This window comes from Desulfovibrio sp. ZJ369 (assembly GCF_011039085.1).
In the GTDB taxonomy this organism is placed as follows: domain Bacteria; phylum Desulfobacterota; class Desulfovibrionia; order Desulfovibrionales; family Desulfovibrionaceae; genus Desulfovibrio.
Window position 1 is genome coordinate 1 of the sequence record NZ_JAAKEI010000040.1, and the last position, 19,064, is coordinate 19,064.

18 protein-coding genes and 1 tRNA gene are annotated in these 19,064 nt (G+C 61.0%); 7 read left to right on the forward strand and 12 right to left on the reverse strand.

What is annotated here, in order from left to right; all coding sequences use genetic code 11:
• A partial coding sequence (locus G7Y51_RS10995) for a transposase (RefSeq protein WP_206214321.1) occupies nt 1-235 on the forward strand: 235 nt, incomplete at its 5' end.
• A gap of 322 nt (nt 236-557) precedes the next feature.
• A complete protein-coding gene (locus G7Y51_RS11000) occupies nt 558-779 on the forward strand; it encodes a hypothetical protein (RefSeq protein WP_165177436.1) in 222 nt (73 codons plus the stop codon).
• A 219-nt stretch (nt 780-998) separates the two neighbouring features.
• Here G7Y51_RS11000 and G7Y51_RS11005 read toward each other — a convergent pair.
• The 12 genes from G7Y51_RS11005 to G7Y51_RS13600 form a co-directional block, all read right to left on the reverse strand.
• Nucleotides 999-1,075: transfer RNA gene (locus G7Y51_RS11005), tRNA-Arg, on the reverse strand.
• Between the two features lie 146 nt (nt 1,076-1,221).
• The gene (gene rpsT / locus G7Y51_RS11010) at nt 1,222-1,491 is read right to left on the reverse strand and encodes a 30S ribosomal protein S20 (protein WP_165177438.1); all 270 of its coding nucleotides are present in this window, start codon (nt 1,489-1,491) and stop codon (nt 1,222-1,224) included.
• A gap of 266 nt (nt 1,492-1,757) precedes the next feature.
• Nucleotides 1,758-3,842, reverse strand: coding sequence for a glycine--tRNA ligase subunit beta (gene glyS / locus G7Y51_RS11015; RefSeq protein ID WP_165177440.1), 2,085 nt, complete (start codon nt 3,840-3,842; stop codon nt 1,758-1,760).
• 3 nt (nt 3,843-3,845) lie between these two features.
• Nucleotides 3,846-4,724 carry a glycine--tRNA ligase subunit alpha gene (gene glyQ / locus G7Y51_RS11020; RefSeq protein ID WP_165070874.1) on the reverse strand — a complete coding sequence of 293 codons (879 nt, stop codon included), beginning with the start codon at nt 4,722-4,724 and terminating at the stop codon, nt 3,846-3,848.
• A gap of 201 nt (nt 4,725-4,925) precedes the next feature.
• The gene (gene recO / locus G7Y51_RS11025; RefSeq protein WP_165177442.1) at nt 4,926-5,672 is read right to left on the reverse strand and encodes a DNA repair protein RecO; all 747 of its coding nucleotides are present in this window, start codon (nt 5,670-5,672) and stop codon (nt 4,926-4,928) included.
• A gap of 2 nt (nt 5,673-5,674) precedes the next feature.
• A complete protein-coding gene (locus tag G7Y51_RS11030; RefSeq protein ID WP_165177444.1) occupies nt 5,675-6,703 on the reverse strand; it encodes a RodZ domain-containing protein in 1,029 nt (342 codons plus the stop codon).
• A gap of 540 nt (nt 6,704-7,243) precedes the next feature.
• A complete protein-coding gene (locus tag G7Y51_RS11035; protein WP_165177445.1) occupies nt 7,244-8,179 on the reverse strand; it encodes a SurA N-terminal domain-containing protein in 936 nt (311 codons plus the stop codon).
• Between the two features lie 425 nt (nt 8,180-8,604).
• A complete protein-coding gene (locus tag G7Y51_RS11040) occupies nt 8,605-9,702 on the reverse strand; it encodes a SurA N-terminal domain-containing protein (RefSeq protein WP_165177447.1) in 1,098 nt (365 codons plus the stop codon).
• Nucleotides 9,699-10,058, reverse strand: a complete 360-nt coding sequence (locus tag G7Y51_RS11045) for an MmcQ/YjbR family DNA-binding protein (RefSeq protein WP_165177449.1) — start codon at nt 10,056-10,058, stop codon at nt 9,699-9,701. The genes G7Y51_RS11040 and G7Y51_RS11045 overlap by 4 nt, the downstream gene beginning before the upstream one ends.
• Nucleotides 10,059-10,083: 25 nt before the next feature.
• Nucleotides 10,084-13,527, reverse strand: a complete 3,444-nt coding sequence (gene mfd, locus G7Y51_RS11050) for a transcription-repair coupling factor (protein ID WP_165177451.1) — start codon at nt 13,525-13,527, stop codon at nt 10,084-10,086.
• 236 nt (nt 13,528-13,763) lie between these two features.
• Entirely contained in the window at nt 13,764-14,084 is a 321-nt protein-coding gene (locus G7Y51_RS11055) for an IscA/HesB family protein (RefSeq protein ID WP_165177453.1), read from the reverse strand.
• 132 nt (nt 14,085-14,216) lie between these two features.
• Nucleotides 14,217-14,540: an IscA/HesB family protein gene (locus G7Y51_RS13600; RefSeq protein WP_206214322.1), complete on the reverse strand. Its 324-nt coding sequence runs from the start codon at nt 14,538-14,540 to the stop codon at nt 14,217-14,219.
• A 273-nt stretch (nt 14,541-14,813) separates the two neighbouring features.
• Between G7Y51_RS13600 and pyrR the strand changes: the two genes are divergently transcribed.
• The 5 genes from pyrR to G7Y51_RS11090 all read left to right on the forward strand — a co-directional run bounded on the left by pyrR (nt 14,814) and on the right by G7Y51_RS11090 (nt 18,708).
• Entirely contained in the window at nt 14,814-15,374 is a 561-nt protein-coding gene (gene pyrR / locus G7Y51_RS11070) for a bifunctional pyr operon transcriptional regulator/uracil phosphoribosyltransferase PyrR (RefSeq protein WP_165177459.1), read from the forward strand.
• 369 nt (nt 15,375-15,743) lie between these two features.
• The gene (gene yedE, locus G7Y51_RS11075; RefSeq protein WP_165177461.1) at nt 15,744-16,838 is read left to right on the forward strand and encodes a YedE family putative selenium transporter; all 1,095 of its coding nucleotides are present in this window, start codon (nt 15,744-15,746) and stop codon (nt 16,836-16,838) included.
• Nucleotides 16,838-17,056: a sulfurtransferase TusA family protein gene (locus G7Y51_RS11080; RefSeq protein WP_165177462.1), complete on the forward strand. Its 219-nt coding sequence runs from the start codon at nt 16,838-16,840 to the stop codon at nt 17,054-17,056. The genes yedE and G7Y51_RS11080 overlap by 1 nt, the downstream gene beginning before the upstream one ends.
• Before the next feature lie 180 nt (nt 17,057-17,236).
• Entirely contained in the window at nt 17,237-17,827 is a 591-nt protein-coding gene (locus G7Y51_RS11085; protein ID WP_165177464.1) for a DUF3343 domain-containing protein, read from the forward strand.
• Nucleotides 17,818-18,708 (forward strand): NAD(P)H-hydrate dehydratase, encoded by an 891-nt coding sequence (locus G7Y51_RS11090; protein WP_165177466.1) that lies wholly within the window; start codon nt 17,818-17,820, stop codon nt 18,706-18,708. Before G7Y51_RS11085 ends, G7Y51_RS11090 begins: the two co-directional genes overlap by 10 nt.
• Nucleotides 18,709-19,064: the final 356 nt, after the last annotated feature.

Here is a 19,064-nt window from a genome sequence, read left to right on the forward strand (position 1 = left end):
AAAAACAGCCCAAAACTTGATAAGGGAAAAAGGCTGCGAGTATATTTTCCTTCCAGAATACAGCCCGGATTTAAATCCCATTGAAAAGATGTGGAGCAAAGTGAAACAATTACTTCGGGGTATGAAATCAAAAACATGTGATGAACTGTACAAATCCATTGGAAAAGCATTAAGTTGTATCACACAAAAAGACGCTGAAGGATGGTTTAAATCCTGTGGCTATGTAAAAAATTAAAAGCAAAATGCTCTAAAATGCTCTTTAATTTCCTGAAGCGTCATATCACCATTTTTATCAAGAAGGGCTTGCAATTCCCGAATCTCCTCGCATGAGAAACAACTTGGGCGATGGCCATTGGGTTTGGCTGATAATCGTTGGTTTTCACGGTAAGCTCTGACCTAATTGCAGATGCTAGCCGGGGTATAACCTAAAATATCTGCCAATTGCCTGGCTGTTGCTTTTCCATCAAGATACGCATGAACAGCCTTGGTTCGGATTTCTTCAGATGCAAATTTCATCTTTGCAATCTAAACGATTTTAGAATAAAATAAAAGTCAAATTGCTCTATTACGGCAAGGGGAAATTCAGCCGGGAAGATTTCAACGTGCTGGCCGAACTGCTGGGGCGCATAGAGGGAAAATTTATCTTGTCGCTGAATGACAAGCCGGAAGTCAGGAAGCTTTTTTCAGGCTTTACCTTTGAAGAGGTAGAGGTGGCCTACACCTGCAGCAACGGCAAAAATCTCAAGTCCCCGGAACTGCTCATCCGCAACTTCAAGTAAACCGCTCCGACATCCAGACAAAAAACGTGCCAAAGCTCACTTCAAGCTCTGGCACGTTCTCATTTTTCGTGCGGCTCATTCTCATTTCTCGTGCGGCCTCACAATGGGCCGCAAAAGCGGGTGGTGACTGAAGCCCTCCCGGATATTTGTCATGTGCCCGGCCGCATGTGCCCAACAAAAAAGGCACCTGTGGAAGAATCCACAAGTGCCTGAAATATATGGCGCGCCCGAAGAGATTCGAACTCCTGACCTACAGGTTCGTAGCCTGTTGCTCTATCCAGCTGAGCTACGAGCGCGTAACGATGGAATTTATATTAAACACATACGCGCGTCAATATTTTTCACCCCACAAATTCCAATTTATTCTTCAATGCAACGCCTTGGCCTGGAAGGCGCGAGTTCAGGCGTGACAGCCTTCAAGCCTGGCACGCAAAACGATCGTTTATTCCGCTTCAATGCCGTTGACGGCGTGGGCCAGGCGGGAAATCTTGCGGGCGGCTTTTCTCCAGTGCAGCGCGCCCTTGCCCGCGGCCTTGGCCAGAATGGACGTGGCCGAAGTCAACGCGCTCTGGGCAAGGTTTTTATCCTTGCCTTGAATGGCGGAGCGCACATCCTTGATGGCGCTTTTTACGCGAGTCCGGGCAGCACGGTTGCGGGCGGCCCTTTTCAGGCTCTGCTTGTGACGTTTGATGGCTGACTTATGGTTTGCCACGATATTCCTCCACTATGTTGGGGCTTGCCCGCGCAAGCCATGATCCCGGATGGGCGGCAGCCGTTGCACGGCCCGGCCGCTTGCTTCTGCAGCCGGACAACTGGCGGCCCGGCGATTTCAGACAAAGGTCGCCGCTTTTGGCGCGGATAACGTGAAGACGGCTTGTTAGCATAGCCGCGACTCCCTGTCAAGCCGCGATGGCGAACTCCACAGGGTTGAGGCAGCTAAATACCAGAGCGCTTTGCTAATGAAATTAGCTAAACGCTCTATAATTGAAGCGCGGCAAAATCCGCCAGTCGGGCAAAGCGGGAACCCAGCGCCTGCAACATTGCCAAACGATTGCGCCGAAGATCCGCATCCTCGCACATGACCATCACCCCGGCGAAAAAGGCGTCCACTGCCGGGCGCACCTCATTGAGGGTCGCCAATGCAGCCGGATGATCGCCCGCCGTCCACAGCGCGTCAAGCCGTGGCAGCAAGTCTTCCAGCGTGGCGGCCAGGGCCTTTTCCGGCTCTTCGCGCAGCAAGGCCGCATCCCAGTCAGGCGGCAGGGATTCGGCACTCCCCTGCTTGCGCAAGATATTGCTCACCCGCTTGAAGGTCTGCACGGCTTCGGCATAGCCCGGCTCCCGGCTGAAGGCCTTGAGAGCCGCCAGGCGGGCCGCGCACTCGCGCACTCGCGCGACGCCCGCGCCCAGGGCCGCGTCCACCAGCAGCGTATCCTGCCCCTGACTTACAAGATAATTGCGCAGTCTGCCGGAGAAAAACTCCATGAGCCTGGCCAGAGCCTGATCCGGCGGCAGCTTCCACCGGCGCGGGCCATAGAGTTCCTGGGCCTTGGCAAGCAGCTCGCGCACATCCAGATCAAAACCGAAATCCAGCACAATGCGGATGATCCCCAGCGCGCAGCGCCGCAAGCCGTTGGGGTCCGCCGCTCCTGTGGGGATCATGCCCAGGCCGAAGCAGCCTGCCAGAGTGTCGGCCTTGTCGGCCAGGGAAAGCAGCGCGCCCGCAACGGAGCGCGGCAAGGGGGAATCCGGCCCGGCGGGAAGATATTGTTCCTTCAGGGCAGTGGCGACAGTCTGCGGTTCGCCCTTGCGTTCCGCGTAAATGCCGCCCATGATGCCTTGCAGCGTGTCGAATTCTCCCACCAGTCCGGTCACCAGATCAGCCTTGGAGAGCCGGCCGGCCCGCGCGGCCTGATCCGCGAGTTCCGGCGCGCAACGCCCCGCAAGCCGGCGGCAGAGCGCCTCCAGCCGCCGCGTCTTGTCGCCCATGCTGCCCAAAGCGCCGATAAAGATGACCTGATCCAGCTTTTCCAGCCAAAGATCGAAATTCTCCCGCAAATCAGCGCGCCAGAAAAAACGCGCATCTTCCAGGCGGGCGCGCAGCACGCGCTCCCAGCCGCGCCTGACCAGAGCCGTATCCTCGGGCGTCACATTGAGCACCGTCAGAAAGTGCGGCATGAGGCTGCCCTCGCCGTTTTCCACGCCAAAGCTCTTCTGGTGGCTCTCCATGCTGGTCAGGAGCACCTCGCGCGGCACTTCCAGATAGGCCGCGTCAAAGTCGCCCAGCAGGGGCACGGGATGCTCGGCCAGGCCTTGAACCTCGTCCAGCAGGCTGTCCTTCCAGAGCACCCGCCCCCCGGCCTTGCGGGCCTGGGCGTCGCCGCCCTGCATAATGCTCCGGCGGCGTTCAGCCGGATCAAGAGTGACGGCACAGGGGCCCGCCACCACCGCAAGATAGCGATCGGCATGATCCACGGTAAAAGGCCCGGGACCGTGGATGCGATGGCCGTAAGTTTCCCGGCCCGATGTGACCGGGCCCACGCTGAAGGGCACCACTTCCGCATCCAGCAGGGCCAGAAGCCAGCGCAAGGGGCGGGCATAGGCAAAGGTATGCGCGCCCCAGCGCATACGCTTGGCAAAGGGCACAGCCGCAATGATTGCCGGGCAGATGCGCGCCAGCAATTCCCCGGCCGCAACGCCGCCCGTGCGTTTGCGCACGGCCACATATTCGCCCTTTGCGGTCTGCACGCGGAACACATCGTCAACCGTAAGGCCATGCGTTCGGGCAAAACCCTCCAGAGCTTTGGTCGGCGCGCCGTCCGCGGCATAGGCCGCGCGCGTCGGCGGCCCGGAGATGATTTCTTCCTTTTCTTTTTGCACGGGGTTCAGGTCCTCAATGAGCACAGCGGCCCGGCGGGGCGTGCTCATGACCCGCAACGCGCCGTGCTCAAGGCCCGCCTCGGCCAGCGCAGCCGTGAACCGCGCGGCAAGTTCCGCTTCTTCGGGAGCCAGAAAACGGGAAGGCAACTCCTCGCTGCCGATTTCAAGCACAAACGTCGCCACGCCTCACCTCGCTTCCTTGTTGAGCATGGGAAAGCCCAATTCTTCCCGCTGGGCCGCATACAGCCGGGCCACGCCCGAGGCCAGGGCCCGCACCCTGCCGATATAGCCGGTGCGCTCCGTGATCGAGATGGCCCCGCGGGCATCCAGCAGATTGAAGGTATGCGAGCATTTCAGACAGTAGTCATAGGCGGGCCAGGGCAGCCCGAACTCCAGCATGGCCTTGCACTGACCCTCAAAATCATTGAACTGACGCAGCAGCATTTCCGCGTTGCTGACCTCGAAATTGTGGCGTGACTGCTCTACTTCATTCTGGTGGTAGATCTGGCCGTAGGTCACGTCTTTATTCCAGCGCAGATCATACACCGATTCCACGCCCTGAAGATACATGGTCAGCCGTTCCAGCCCGTAGGTAAGTTCCACGCTGACCGGTGAGAGATCTATACCGCCCACCTGCTGAAAATAGGTAAACTGGCTCACTTCCATGCCGTTCAGCCAGACCTCCCAGCCAAGGCCCCAGGCTCCGAGGGTCGGGGATTCCCAGTCGTCCTCCACAAAGCGGATGTCATGGCGGGCCGGGTTGATGCCCAGCGCGTTCAGGCTTTCGAGATAGAGATCCTGAGCATTGTCGGGCGAGGGCTTCAACACCACCTGAAATTGAAAATAACGCTGCAGGCGATTGGGATTTTCGCCGTAGCGGCCGTCCGTGGGGCGACGCGAGGGCTCCACATAGGCCACTTTCCAAGGTTCGGGGCCGATGACCCGCAAAAACGTGTGCGGATTGAACGTGCCCGCCCCGCACTCCACGCCCGAAGGCTGCTCAATCACGCAACCACGGCTTGCCCAGTAGTTCTGCAGGGTGAGAATGACATCCTGAAAATACATGTGTGTCCCCTGTGCTCTGCTTTTCAGACCGGATTATCTGTGAAGTTTCCTGATTTCACTGTTTTCGTTGCGGAAAAAACGCTGTTTTTCCCACAAGCCACGCCCTTCACGACCGGATGGCGGCCCTTCAGCCGCTTGCGCGCCAGGCGCGCAATACGGAAGAAAAAAATTGCATGCCCGGCACTGAAAAAGGCCTGGCTCTCACACGCGCCGGAAGTAGCCGTTCTCCCACGAAAGCCCCAAATGATACTGCACAAAACCGTCGATGGCCCGCGCGCAAGCCCGGCGCTCCGCGGGCGGCGGCTCCTCGCTTTCCCAGGCGGAAGGCAATTCCCGCTGGACCCGGCGCAAAAGCTCAAGGCTTGAGGCTGAAAGCTCCACGCCGTAACGCGCGGGCTGCGCGCTCCGGCAGGCGGGACAGCGCAACTGCCCCTCATCCACCACAAAGAGCATGGAAGCCGACGGGCTTGCGCCGCAACTGCCGCATTTGTCCAGATTGGGCGCAAATCCCAGAGCTCCGGCCAGGCGCAGGCGAAAAAAGAGCGGCAGCAACGAGGGCAGATGGGGCGCCTCCTCCAGGGTCCGGCGCAAATCCTCCACCAGCGCAAAGGCCTCGGACGCGCCATCGTCACTGACGCCCAGCGCCTCCACAAAGCGCAGGCAGTTGGCGGCCAGCCCCATGCGCTGCCAATTGTCCCGCAAGGTCTGCGGCCCGTTCAGCAATACCGCTTCTTCCAGGTTGAGGAAATTCCCTCTCCCGCTCGCTTTGACACGACATTGAAGCGTATTGAACACATCCAGACAGCCGCAAAAACGTCTGCGGCTGCGGCTGCCGCCAAAGGCAAAAAGCGTCAGCAGGCCATGCCTGCGGCAGAGAAGTTTCAGCCAGAGATCCGCCTCGCGAAAATGCCCGACGCGCAGCACCAGGGCGTGATCCGCCCATTCCATCTTCAGCGGGCCGCCGGGGGGAAAGTCAGAGTCCGCACCTGACCGGACTGGCCGGGCGCGGGCAACTCCTCGCCATTATAACGGATGCGCACCCCACCGGCGTTGCCCAGCTTCAGTTCCAGGCTTTTGGTAAAGGTCAGCGCAAAGGTGTCCCCTTTGCGCAGGGAAAACTGGCGGGTATCCGTGTTGTCCGCATTGGAATGCACCCAGCATTCCTCCGTGGCCGTGATGATCAGCTTATGCGGTCCGGCCGGGAGAGCGCCCTGCGTCTGCGCCGGCGCCGGGGCTGAAGAGGCATTGGCCGCCTCGCGCGCGGGCGTAAGGTTTGCGCCGGGCGTTGCGCTGCCTGCCCCGCGCTCTCTGGCTGCAAGAGGCATCTGCGTTGCGTCGGCCTGCCGGTTTTGCGCCGGAACCTGGGCCGGAACCTGGGCGGGCGCTGCGGGCAGGGAGGATTGGGGCACGGCAGCCGGGGCCGTGGCAGGGGACGCCTTGGCCGGCGCGGGGGCCGCCTCCTGCCGGGCCGGAGCCTGAGCCGCGGGCTCCCTGGCGGGCTCGACGCGCGCCCCGCGTTGCGTAGCATCCGGGGAATCCGGCGACGGCAAAGGGGGAGAGGGCTGAGCCATGCGCCGGGTCTGGCGGCTCAGAGACTCAAAAGCTCCCTGCTGCCACGCCACATAAGCGCCAATGCCCAACAGTGCGGCAATGACCAGCAGTCCCAACCACTTGTACCGCCTGCGCGGCGTCCAGGCGGCGTCGGACAGATACACGCTCTGGGATACGGCTTGAGCATCGGGCTCATTCAGCGTTTTAACGGCCTCGCTCACCTCTTCCGCCGCCAAACCGAGGTACGCGGAGTACGAGCGAATAAATCCTTTGGTATATGCCGGATGCGGCAAGGAAGAAACATCGCCGTCTTCAAGAGCGCGCAACTGGCGCGCGCCGATTTTCAGATGATCGGCCACATCTTCAATGCTCAGGCCACGCTTTTCGCGTTCGGCGCGCAAGGCCGCGCCCAGTTCCTCTAGAGTCATGAAAGCCTCTGTATGGTTACGCCTCATGCCGCAACGGTTCTGCTGCCATCTCACACAGAAAACCGCGTTTTCCGTTGAAGGCCGCTTCGCCGCAAAGCATGGTTCTTGTTGCTGTCGATAGCGATGCTGTCGCTATCTGTACGCCCTTGCGGGCTAGAGCAATTTCACTTTGAAATTGCTCTGGCGGCCGCGGGAGCGGACGCCCGCGCCGAATGAGCGTCCAGACCGCGTTGCGGTAGCCGTTAGCAAGCTTTGCTTGCTTACGGATAGCGACAGCGGTTGCGTTGGCTGGCTGCCACAGTAACCAGTTGCTGTCTTCATCCGTAGCTTCCTTCGTCGCAACGGCTGAAGCCTGGACGCGAAATGATGGCAGCGCCGCTTTTGAAATTGAATAATTTCAAAAGCAAAATGCTCTAAGTTACCGCGCCCGCAGGGCTCCTTCGTCGCCAACGGGCACGGCGCTGCTCTCTTCTTCCGAACCGCCCGCTTCGCGCGCAAACGGCTGAAGCGGCTCCAAAGCCGCTTCAGCGCCGCAGCCGTTTACAAACGAATGTCAATAACGGCCTTGCTGCGCAACTGGGTGGTATACTCCTCAAAGCGCTCCATAGCCTTGGGCTGGCGCAAAATCGCATCAATCTGGGGGGTGGCTTGTTGCAGGGTCAGGGGTTTATCCGCGCCGCCGCCGGGCCGGAACAAATGCACCTGCGCCTTGCGGCCCTGCAGCTCAAAAAGCTCGGTCACATCGCCGGGCTTCATTTTGTTCAGCCGTCCTTCCCATTCGGGGTTCAGGCGATCCCACTCCACCGGTCCCATGTCGCCGCCCTTGTCTTTATTGGGCGCAATGGAATATTTACGCGCCGCTTCCTCAAAGCTCAGCTTGCCCGCCTTGATCTGGGCGGCCAGGGCCTGCGCATTGACATTGGGCGCATAGACCAGCACGCCCATATGCAGCCCGCTGCGATCGTAAAGATTGTCTTTGTGGGCCTCATAGTATTCTTTGATTTCCGCAGGCGTCACAACCACCCTGCGGCCTACTTCCATGCCCATCACTTTCTGGCGCAGCAGCGTTTTTTCAAAATTTTTACGCAGTTCGGCGACCGTCATCTTCTGCTGCGCCAATTGCGCCTCAAGCTGCTCCCTGGTCAGATTGCGGGATTTCATGAGCTTGGCCAGCTCATTATCCACCTCGGAGGGCGTAATGCTGATTTTGAGACGCCTGGCCTCCTGCGCAAGGAGAATATCCATGATCATCATGTCCAGTACCTTGCGGAATATCTTGTCCACGGCCTTGGCCTGGGCGGGATTGTTGGGGTCCAGCCTGGCGCGGGCCAGTTCGGGCAAGGCATTTTTTTGCAGATCGAACATGGTAATCACCTGGCCGTTGACCACGGCCGCCACTTTATTGAGCTGGGCGGCCTGCACGCCGATAGCGCTGCAAAGCCAGATCGCCAACAGCAGAACAAGCGTTTTCCTCACTGTTTTTCCCCCTGCACAGTTCTAGAGCAGATTACCTTTGACTTTTTATGAAAGTCAAAGGTGGCATTCAGGCGAAAAATGCGGTTTTCGCCTGAATGTACGCCGTGTTGCGGCGGCTGCCGCTTTCGCGTCAGCAGAGCATTTTCTCTGAATTGAACCCGGCAACTCCCTGCCGGGGTATGAGCGCCGGCGTTATCCGTATGCCGCTGCCGCAGCAACGGCTGCGGCTTGCCTTGCAGCTTCCTCAAGCTGCGCTTTTTTGCGAAAGGGCAAAACTCCCCCGGTTGGAGGCGGCTCCTGGAGCGGATTGCTTTTGCAACGCTGCGCTTTTGCAACGGATCCGGAGTCCCGCTATCTGTATTGTCTAGCCCAAATCAGCCGTATATGCAATGTCCGGCCGGTAACGGCAGGGAAGCGGCGATCCATCACAGCTCTCCAGCGCCGCCCGCTTTACCGGGCGCATCAGCGGAAGGTTGACGCGCATCCCGCACGGCATGGGCACTCTGCCCGGCCTCCGGCTCAGGATTCTCCGCATCGCCGCTCCCGTGCCCCGCCGCGGTACGGCCGTCCCGTTTCTCGTTCTGCTGCCGCTCTGAGAACGGCAGAAGCAAGTCATCCTTAAGATAGGGCGTCACCTGTATGGTGGAGCGGGCAAGGTTGCGCTCCAGCCAGCGCTCGAACGCCATGCTTTTTTTCTGCTCCCGCAAAATGCGCTCTATCAGAGGGTACGCGTCGACAAGCGCAAGCGTGCGGGCCTTGTGCCGCTGCACAAGGCCGATGGCCTGCCATGTCTCATTCTCACGGCGCGCGGCGCTGCATGTGCCGGGCTTGAGCGAGGCCGCTTCCCGACGCCAGGATTGCGGCAGTTCCTCGATTTTGACATCCAGGCATTGGGCCAGCAAAGCCTCGCGGGCCGCTGTTCTGCCCTGGGGAAAGGCGTTGCAGAAGTCGTCCAGAGCCTCGCGCCGTTCCGCTGCCGCAAAGCAGATTTCCAACGTTTCGGGCAACTGAAAGTCCCCGGTATGCGCCTGGTAATACGCGCGCACTTCCGGCAGCGCGACCCGGATGCCCGGCAGCAAGACCCTTTTTTCAAAAGCGATCATGGCCAGATGATCCCGCATCAGGGCCCGCCAATGCTTCTGATCCAAAGACTCGTCCGCCAGAAAGCGTGCAAGCCCGTCCGCGCCGTAATCCTCGCGCACAACGGCCACAGCCTGCTCCAGCGCCGCGTCGCCCACGGGAATTTGCAGGCGTTGCAATTCCTGGCGCACCAAGGCATGGATGATCAGCGTGCCCAATGCCTCGCCGTATTGGCGCTTCATGCTTTCCAGCGAGGGGCGTTGCAGGGTGCCGAGAGCCGCGGAACGGCTGTCCAGCAGCGCCTGCACGGAACGCAAATGAATGGGCTCGCCATTGACCACGGCCACCACGCCCTCGGGCAGGCGGCTTTCCGGACAGGCCGCAAGAAGAAAGCAGCAGAAAAAGAGCGCCACAAGCCGCGCGGCCCGCAAGACGGCATTCACCGGGTCAGCCCGTGGCTTTCGTCAATGAGCGCGTACAGCTCCTCATCCGGGAAGGAGTCATCCAGCACAATGGTAATCCAGTGTTTTTTATTCATGTGATATGCGGGCAGGGCCGAACCCGGAGCGCTGCGCAGCAGGATATCCAGCACATGGTCGCTTTTCAGATTGACGACGTCCACGTTTCCCGTGCCCGCCAGCCCAAGCCTGGCCCTGGGCAGAGTCATGAGCAGACCGTACCACTTGCCGCTCTCCGCGTGGCGCAGCACGGCATATTCCGGGTACTGGGACCAGGGATATTCCGGCTCGGTCTGAAATACCCTGGCTGCGTATGCCAGGATGTCTTCTCTGCGTGCCATGCTTCTGCCCTCCCTGTAAGCGTTTTCAGGAAGCGGCCGCGCAGCGGATGCCTTCCAGGGTCTGGCGCGTGTTCCGCAACGCCTCGGCAAAGGACATGCCCTGCGGCAGCGGCAGCCACAGCCCGGCCGGGGGATGCAGCCGCGCGCCCGGCGTTTTTGCGGCCAGTTCCACGATGCGCTCTGGCTGCACGGCGCTCTGGCCGTCCGGCCAGAACAGGCGCAGATGATCCCGGTGCACGTCGGCACGCTGCACCTGCAAGTCCGTAAGGAATTGCTTGAAATCCAGCACGGCCAGAAAGTTGTGCAATTCCTCGGGGAAAGGGCCGAAGCGATCCCGCATGGCAAGCGCGGCTTCTTCCCTGGCCGCGCCGTCCGGGGCCGAAGTAAGCGCCTTGTAGCAACGCAGGCGCTCGCGGCCGTCGTCAATGTACGACGCCGGAATATGGGCAGGCAAGCCCAAAGTGAGTTCCGTTTCCACGCTGGCCGCGGCCGGGCAGCCCTTGAGGCGGCCCACGGCTTCCTCCAGCATTTCCAGGTAAAGATCAAGGCCCACGCGGCTCATATGCCCGGACTGCACCTCGCCCAGAATGTTGCCCGCGCCGCGCAGGCGGAGATCCTCCATCGCCACCTGGAAGCCCGCGCCCAGATAATCCATGTCCAGAATAATACGCAAACGCTCCTCGGCCAGCGGAGTGAGCCGCTCGGTATCGGGCACCACGAAAAAGGCATAGGCCTGCCGATCGCTGCGCCCCACCCGGCCGCGCAGCTGATAAAGCTGCCCCAGGCCGAACATCTGGGCCTGATCCACCACCAGAGTGTTGGCGCGCGGAAAGTCCAGGCCCGACTCCACAATGGAGGTGCAAACCAGCACATCCAGCTCGCCGTGCCAGAACTTGTGCATCGTGTCCTCAAGCTCGGTCTCGGACATCTGGCCGTGCGCCATGCCTATTCTGGCAGCAGGCGCCAGCGACCGCACATAGTCGGTCACGCGCGCCAGCCCCTGAACGCGGTTGTAAACCCAGAACACCTGGCCTTCCCGGGCGATTTCGCGCTCCAGCACCGCGCGCAGCGTGGCCTCGTCGCGGCGCAGCACGGCCGAAGCCACGGGCTTGCGATCCTGGGGGGCGGTCTCAATGATCGAAAGTTCCCGGATGCCGGACATGGAAAGTTGCAGCGTGCGCGGGATGGGCGTGGCCGTGAGCGTGAGCACGTCCACGTTCTTTTTGAGGGCCTTGAGCTTTTCCTTGTGACGCACGCCGAAGCGTTGCTCCTCGTCCAGGATCAGCAGGGCCAGATTGGGCAGTTTCACGTCGTTGGACAAAATCCGGTGCGTGCCGATCAGGATGTCGATCTGCCCGGCTGCCGCGGCTTTAAGCGTTTCCTTCTGTCTGGCCCGCGGCACAAAGCGGCTGAGCAGGCCCAGATTGACCGGGAAGCCGGCCAGCCGGGCCCGGAAGGTCTGGTAATGCTGCTCGGCAAGCACTGTCGTGGGGCAGAGCAAGGCCACCTGACGCCCCTCGGCAGCCGCGCGGAAAGCCGCGCGCAGGGCCACTTCTGTCTTGCCAAAGCCCACGTCGCCGCAGATCAGGCGATCCATGGGTTCGGATTTCTCCATGTCCTCCAGCACGTCCTGGATGGCCCTGGCCTGATCCGGCGTTTCCTCAAAGCCGAACGTGGCCTCGAACTCGCGGTACAGCTCGCCCGGCGGATCATAGCGAAAGCCTTTGGCCACCTTGCGGTAGGCGTACATCTCCACCAGATCCGCGGCAATCTTTTCAATGGCCTTGCGGGCCTTTTCCCTGCTCGCAACCCAGCCCGCGCCGCCCAGGCGGTCCAGGGCCGGTTCCACGCCTTCGGCTCCTTTGAACCGCTGGATCAGCGAAAGTCTGTCCGCGGGCACATAGAGCTTGTCCCGGCCGGAATACTCGATCAGCAGAAAATCATTGGCCGCCGCATTGAGATCCAAATGGTGCAGGCCCGCAAAACGGCCGATGCCGTAATCACGGTGGACCAGCAAGTCCCCTGTTCTGAGATCGTCGAAATTGTCCAGGCCCTTGAAAACCCGCGAAGAGACACGCGGCGTTTTTTCCGCGCGGGGGTAAAGAATCTCCTCGCCCAGCACCAGCGCGTTATCCCAGACAAGTTCCACCCCGGAGCGAAAAGGGGAAACCAGGGCGAACAGCCCGCGGCTTTCCGGCGCATAGCGCAACGCGGGAGTGAGGCCCTCCTGTTCGGCCAGCTTCAAAAACTTTGCTCTGCTCCTGCCTGAGCCGAAACTCAGGATGACCTGGCGGCGGCTGTTCTGCCATTCCTTGAGGCCCGCCGCCAAATGTTGCCAGGGCCGATCCTGCGCGCCGGGCAGCGGAAAAAGATCCGTGAAGGAATGCAGGGCGCGCTCCGGGAAATCCGCTCCCTTTGCCTCAATTCCCATGACCAGAGGTTCCGCGAAAACACATTGAAAACTGCGCCAGGGCGCGGGCAGCGAGTGTTTGCGCAAGGCCAGAGCGGCCGGTTGCTGCAAGGGGGCGTCCTCTGCCTCCAGTTGCTCCTTGAATGCCAGCCGGCCGTTGCGCAGGGCCTCCGCGCTGTCGGCCTCTCCGGGCAAAAGCCAGAGACTGTCCGGGGGCAGCCAGTCCTCCAGCAGGCTCGGCGCCTCAAAGACGCAGCCGGGCAAAAGCCCCGCGCCGCCGCCGTCCAGGGCCTTTTTGAACGAATAGCACTCGTTTTCGCTGATCCGCCCTTCGCTGCGCAACTGATCGCAACGCTTGCGGGCCGCCGCAAGACCGGGCGTGCCCAGGGCAAGAGGGCTCACCGGCAGAAGTGACACTTCGTCAAGCGATTGCAGCGATCGCTGGCTTTCCGCGTCAAAAAGGCGCATGTCCTCAATAACGTCGCCGAAAAATTCCAGACGCACCGGTCTGGCATAGCCTGCGGGGAAAATATCCAGAATATCGCCGCGACGGGCCATGTCGCCGGGGCGGGTCACCAGGGAAACGCGCTCGTATCCCCACTCCACGGCCTGATCCAGCACAAGCTCGGGCGAAAATTCATTGCCTTTTTGCAGGTCCAGGCTGCGCGTGTCGAAAAAATCGCCGGGCATATAGCGCAGAAGCAGACTCTGCACGCCGACGATCACGCAGCGCGGCCGTCCCTGGGCCAGCCCGTAAAGCGCTGCGAGCCTGGCCGCCCAGGCGGCGCGATCCGCCCATTGGCTCATGGCGGGAAAGGCAAGGCACGGGCTTTCCCAAACTGCCTGGCTCACGGCAGCGTCACCCAGGGAAAGATCGGGAATGAAGAGGGTGATCAGCGCGCGGGCCGCGTTGAATTCCTCACGGTTACGGGCCAGGAGCACGGAGCCGCGCCCCTGGGCCAGAGCCTGCGCGGCCAGACGGCAGCGCGTGGCCATTCCGCTGCGCTCCAGATAGAGCGCTTTCTCCCGGTTTGAAAGCAAGGCGGCAAAATTTTGCATGGCAGCTCAGAGAGACATGAGGGCGGCCCCAAAGGCCGCCCTTTCATCAGAATAGTGCGTCCAGGCTGAGAGGATTTCAATTTTTGAAACATTCCGACACCGCACATCCTGCGGTGCGCGACGCCTCAGCCGCTGGGGGCTGTGCCGCCTTACGGATAACGACAGCAGAGACAGGCGCAGGCAAAATTTACTTGCGCCTTTACGCGCCGGAGCGAGCGTTTCAAAAGCAAAACGCTCTACTTGCTGCCGCAACCGCCGCAACAACCGCCGCAACCGCCGCCACTCTGGGGCAGGGGCACCGCGGGTTCCACCGCAAAGCCCATGTAGGTCAGATCTATTTTCACGCCCTGCACCTGGGCCAGCAGCTCCTTGTTGATGCAGAACGTAAAGCCGCCCTGCTCTTCCGCCTGATCTTGATCCGTGGCGGCGTCCAGGGCCAACATGAGTCGCGGGCCGCTACAACCGCCAGGAGCCAGATAAATCCGTATCGTGCTTTTTTCCTTATCCGCAAAATAAGCCTCAAGTTCCTTGCGGGCGCTCTCTGTCAATTCAAGCATGATTCCTCCGTATGGGGCGTAACGTCAAAATTTTTCGCAACACACTGCGAGAAACATGTACCCTGAGGACCAGGGCATGGGCGGCGTCTCCTGCGGGGATCATGCGCGCCAGGGCATTTGAAGAAAAACGCTCTAATGGCCGCCGCAGCCGCTGGAGCAGGAACCGCAGGCACTGCCGCCGTCGGAAGCGGACAGGGGCACATCGGGTTCCACCACAAAGCCCATGTAGGTCAGATCTATTTTCACGCCCTGCACCTGGTTGAGAAGATCCTTGTTGATGCAGAACGTAAAGCCGCCCTGTTCCTCAGTCTGATCCTGATCGTTTGACTCATCCAGAGCCAATGTGAGACGAGGACCGCCTCAGCCGACTGCGGCATATATCCGAATGGTTTGTTTTTTCTTATCCGCAAAATACGCCTCAAGCTCTTTGCGGGCGGTATCCGTAATTTCGAGCATGTTTCCTCCAAGGTTTAAAACAGAAAAGAACTAAGGTTAACGGGCAGGATTGTCAATTGCCGCCAGGGCTTTTCTCCCGCGGCAAAAACGGGTAGAAGTCTTTATGAGACGACTTCTGGCGTCAGGCGAGAGCCTGACGCGGGGCATAGCCGCCGGAAACAAGCCAAAAAACGCGTTTTTTGGCGAAGTGAGCCTCCTGCATCGTCCTCTGGGCGATGCGGGAAATGCGTTCGTGAGCCCCTCGCGCGGCGCTGCCGCCAGTCTGGAGGAGATATGACTTCGATCCTGCTTCTGGAAAAAGATGAAATAGCGCGCATTCTGGATCGCCTGGCCTCTCAGATTCTGGAGCGCCACGCCCAATGCGGGGATGTGATGCTGGTGGGCATCCAGCGGCGCGGCGCGGATCTGGCGCGGCGTCTGGCCCGCCTGGTGGAGAACCGCCTTTCCCGCCCTGTGCCGCTGGGCATTTTGGACATCAATCTCTACCGCGACGACTGGACAAGCCTGGAAGGCAAGCCGCATATCGGTCGCTCAAGCATTCCGGGCAGCGTGGACGACAGCGTGATCATCCTTGTGGACGACGTGCTGTTCAGCGGGCGCACGGTGCGCGCGGCCCTTGAAGCCCTGATGGATTATGGCCGTCCCAGGGCTGTGGAGCTGCTGGTGCTCATAGATCGCGGGCACCGGGAACTGCCCATCCATGCCGATTATGTGGGCCGGGCGGTCAATACCGGCAGGCACGAGCATGTGGACGTTCTGCTGGAAGAACGCGACGGCGAGGACGCCGTGCGCCTGACATCCGGAGAGCCCGGACAACCTTTGGCGCAGCCGTAGCCGCGCTTCGGGCCCTGCGGCAATTTCACGCGCGCGGGGCGTGCCGTTGCCCCGATGCCGCGGCGCGGCCCAGCCTGACACGCCCGCAGGGAGCGACGCCTGCCGGGGCAGGACAATTCCGCGCAAAAACTTTTGTTTTTTGCGATCACCATCAACGTGCAAGGAGCTGAACATGCTGCTGCGCAAGACCTGACGCGAAATACGCGGCTTCACGGCGTGGAGCGTATGCGGACGGCGGCGCGGGATGCGGCATCGGTTCTTTGCAAAATCCGCCTGATTCCCCGGTTTTCCCCGTCCGCGCACGGCGCGATCGCAATGCGATCGGCGGTGGAAAACGGGCGCACGCGCGCCCACAACCTGGGGGTTCACATGAAATCGGGCTTTAACATCTTTGCCACAACCACGGGCATAGTGGTCACCGGGCTGGTGTTCGGCGTTCTGGCCGTGCTGCTTCAGCAGGCGGGCAACCCGGGCAACATGGGCATCTGCGTAGTCTGCTTCAACCGGGACATCGCGGGGGCCGTGGGCCTGCATCGGGCCGCCGTGGTCCAGTATTTGCGGCCTGAAATACTGGGCATGGTTCTCGGCGCTTTTCTGTCCGCCCTGGCTTTCGGCGAGTACAAGCCGCGCGGCGGCTCCTCCCCGATCCTGCGCTTTTTGCTGGGGGCCATTGCGGGCATCGGCGCGCTGGTTTTTCTGGGGTGCCCGTGGCGCGTTATTCTGCGTCTGGCGGGCGGCGACGCCCATGCGCTTTTCGGCCTGGCCGGCCTGATCGTGGGCGTGGGCATCGGCACGCTGTTCTTTCGCAAGGGTTTTTCCCTGGGCCGCAGCCAGGGGCAGGGAAAAATATCGGGCCTGATCCTGCCTGCGATCATGCTCGGCCTGACAGTACTCTATCTCATGGACCCGCAGATTCCCGGCGAGCCCAAAAGCGGCGTGCTCTTTTATTCCATAAAGGGCCCCGGCTCCCAGCACGCGCCCTTTCTCTTCTCTCTGGCGGCGGGCCTGATTGTGGGCTTTCTGGCCCAGCGCAGCCGCTTCTGCACCATGGGCGCCATGCGCGACGTGCTGCTCTTCAATGAGTGGCATCTGGCCCTGGGTTTTCTGGCCATGCTGGGCTCTGCCCTGGTGCTGAACCTGAGTTTCGGCAGCTTCCACTGGGGTTTTGAAAATCAGCCTGTTGCCCAGCCCAATGACCTCTGGAACTTTTTGGGCATGGTCACCGCGGGACTGGCTTTCGCCCTGGCCGGAGGCTGCCCCGGCCGCCAGCTTTTCATGGCCGGCGAAGGGGACAACGACGCCGCGATCTTTGCCCTGGGGCTGATCGTGGGCACGGCAATGGCCCATAATTTCGGCATGGCTTCCAGCGGAGCGGGCATCGGCCCGCACGGCGCGGCCGCCGCATTGAGCGGTCTTGCGATCTGCCTGTGCATTGGCTTTTACAACTGCAAGCGAGGCGCCTGATGGCTACACTTATTGATACCCGCGGGCTCTCCTGCCCGCAGCCGGTCCTGCTCTTTCTGAACGCGGTCAGGGAAAATGCCGCCGGTCCCTTCAGCGTGCTGGTGGATAATGACGCGAGCCTTGAAAATGTCAGCCGGGCTGCCCGCAACCAGGGCTTCGCCGTGCAAACCGGCGAGGAGAGCCCGGGCGTGACCCGCCTGGAGATCAGCAGGCCATAAGGAAAAGAAGATTCCGCTGTGCCGGCGGGAATGTGGGGCGCGATCGCGCCCCACACCTTGCGCGCTGCCGCGGCAGGCTGAAAAGCAGGCTTGCGGGCAAGGGCCACGCCGCTCGCGGGCGGCGGGCGCTGTGAAGTGCGGAACTTCCAAAGATCAGGCGTGCAAAGCCGGGGAAAATTCATGACGCACAGGCATCCGGGCCTGCTCCGAACATTGGCTCAAAAACTCCGCGCCGCGCTGTTCGGCAAGGCGGCATCCAGGCAGGCGGGCCTCAGTGATAAAGGCCTGCTGGTTTTCTCGCACACCGGCGAGGTGATCCGGGCTGAAGCCCTGCTGCGCAAGGCCGGTTTTCCGGTGGAGGTCAAAGGCCCGCCGCCCTGGTTGCGCACGGGCTGCGACATGGTGGTGCTTTTTCCGCTGATCAGCCGAGCGGCTGTAGCCAACATCCTTATGCAGAGCAACATCACGCCCTTGCAGACGGCCAGCGTCCAGGACGCCCTGCTGGAACCCGTCTCGCTGTTTCAGACGCAACGCCTGGGTCACTGGCTGATGGTGCGCGCGGCCAATATGAAAATCACCATTGATCTCACGGATGATCGGATCGTCAATATTTCCGGCGGCGGCTGCCCGGATGTGCCCTGGCTGGCCCAGAATCTTTGCGGCCTGCCCCTGAGCCAGGCGCCCGAACCCTTGAGTCTTGGACAAACCCTGTGCTGTTACAGCTTGCAGAAAGCCTTTGAAGAAATACGGAGGCAACGGCAATGTGGCTGATCACGGGCACCCTGCCTGATCCGGACTTCGCGATCCATCCCGATGCCGTGCAAGCCAGAAGCCGGGTGGAAAGCAATGCCCTGATCCTGCCAGACGGCCGCGCCGTTCCGGTGCAGCGCGGCACGGCGGCCCTGGCGGCCACGGCTTTGCTGGCGTGCGAGGCTTACGGTTTCCCGCTCCCCGGCCTGCTTTTGGCCGGAGATACGGGACAGGGAACAGGGAGTCGGCGGATTTACGCCTGGCTTGTAACGCATTTGGCAAAGTTGGCTCCCGCCGGCCTCACCTTCCACTATCTTTTTCCGGATCTGGACTGGCACAACCGCGTGCTGATGGCTTTGCAGGCTTTGGAGCGGAAACCCATGCTGGCGGCTGACGCGGGCTTCATGTATGTGGCGAAAATGAGCGGATATGCCGACGCCTATGATCTCTTCACGCCGGATCTGGGCGAACTGGCTTTTCTGGCGGATGAAAAAGCGCCACATCCCTTTTATACGCGCGGCTTTCTGCTGGCTGAGGAAGACAACGTGCCCGAACTGCTCCAACGCGCCCGGCGTCACGGCAATTGCCCAAGCCATATGATTGTCAAGGGCAGCACCGATTATATTGTCTGCAACGGGGAGATCGCGGCCAGAGTGTCGCAGCCGTCGGTTCCGGCCATGGAATGCATCGGCGGCACCGGCGATCTGGTCACGGGGCTGGCCACAGCCTTTCTTGCCGGGGGCGTACCTCTCTGCCGCGCCGCCGAGGCCGCGGCGCGGGCCGCCCGGCTGCTGGCATGGGAATGCGCGCCCACGCCCTCCACCCAGGTGGGAGAGCTGATCAGGCGTCTGCCGCCGGTCTTGCGCGCGCGCAAGAAGGAAATTCTCGGAGATTCAGCCTGAGCCGGGATGCCCTTGAAAATGCCCCAGAGCATTTTGCTTTTGCAATTATTCAATTTCAAAAGCGGCGCTGCCATCATTTCGCGTCCAGAGCGCGGTCTGGACGCTCATTCGGCGCGGGCGCCAGCTAACGCTGTCGCCAGAGCGGTTTAGCTAGAGCATTTTCACTTTTATTTTATTTAGAAATCGTTTAGATTGCAGAGATGAAATTTGCATCTGAAGAAATCCGAATCAAGGCTGTTCATGCGTATCTTGATGGAAAAGCAACAGCCAGGCAATTGGCAGATATTTTAGGTTATACCCCGGCTAGCATCTGCAATTGGGTCAGAGCTTACCGTGAAAACCAACGATTATCAGCC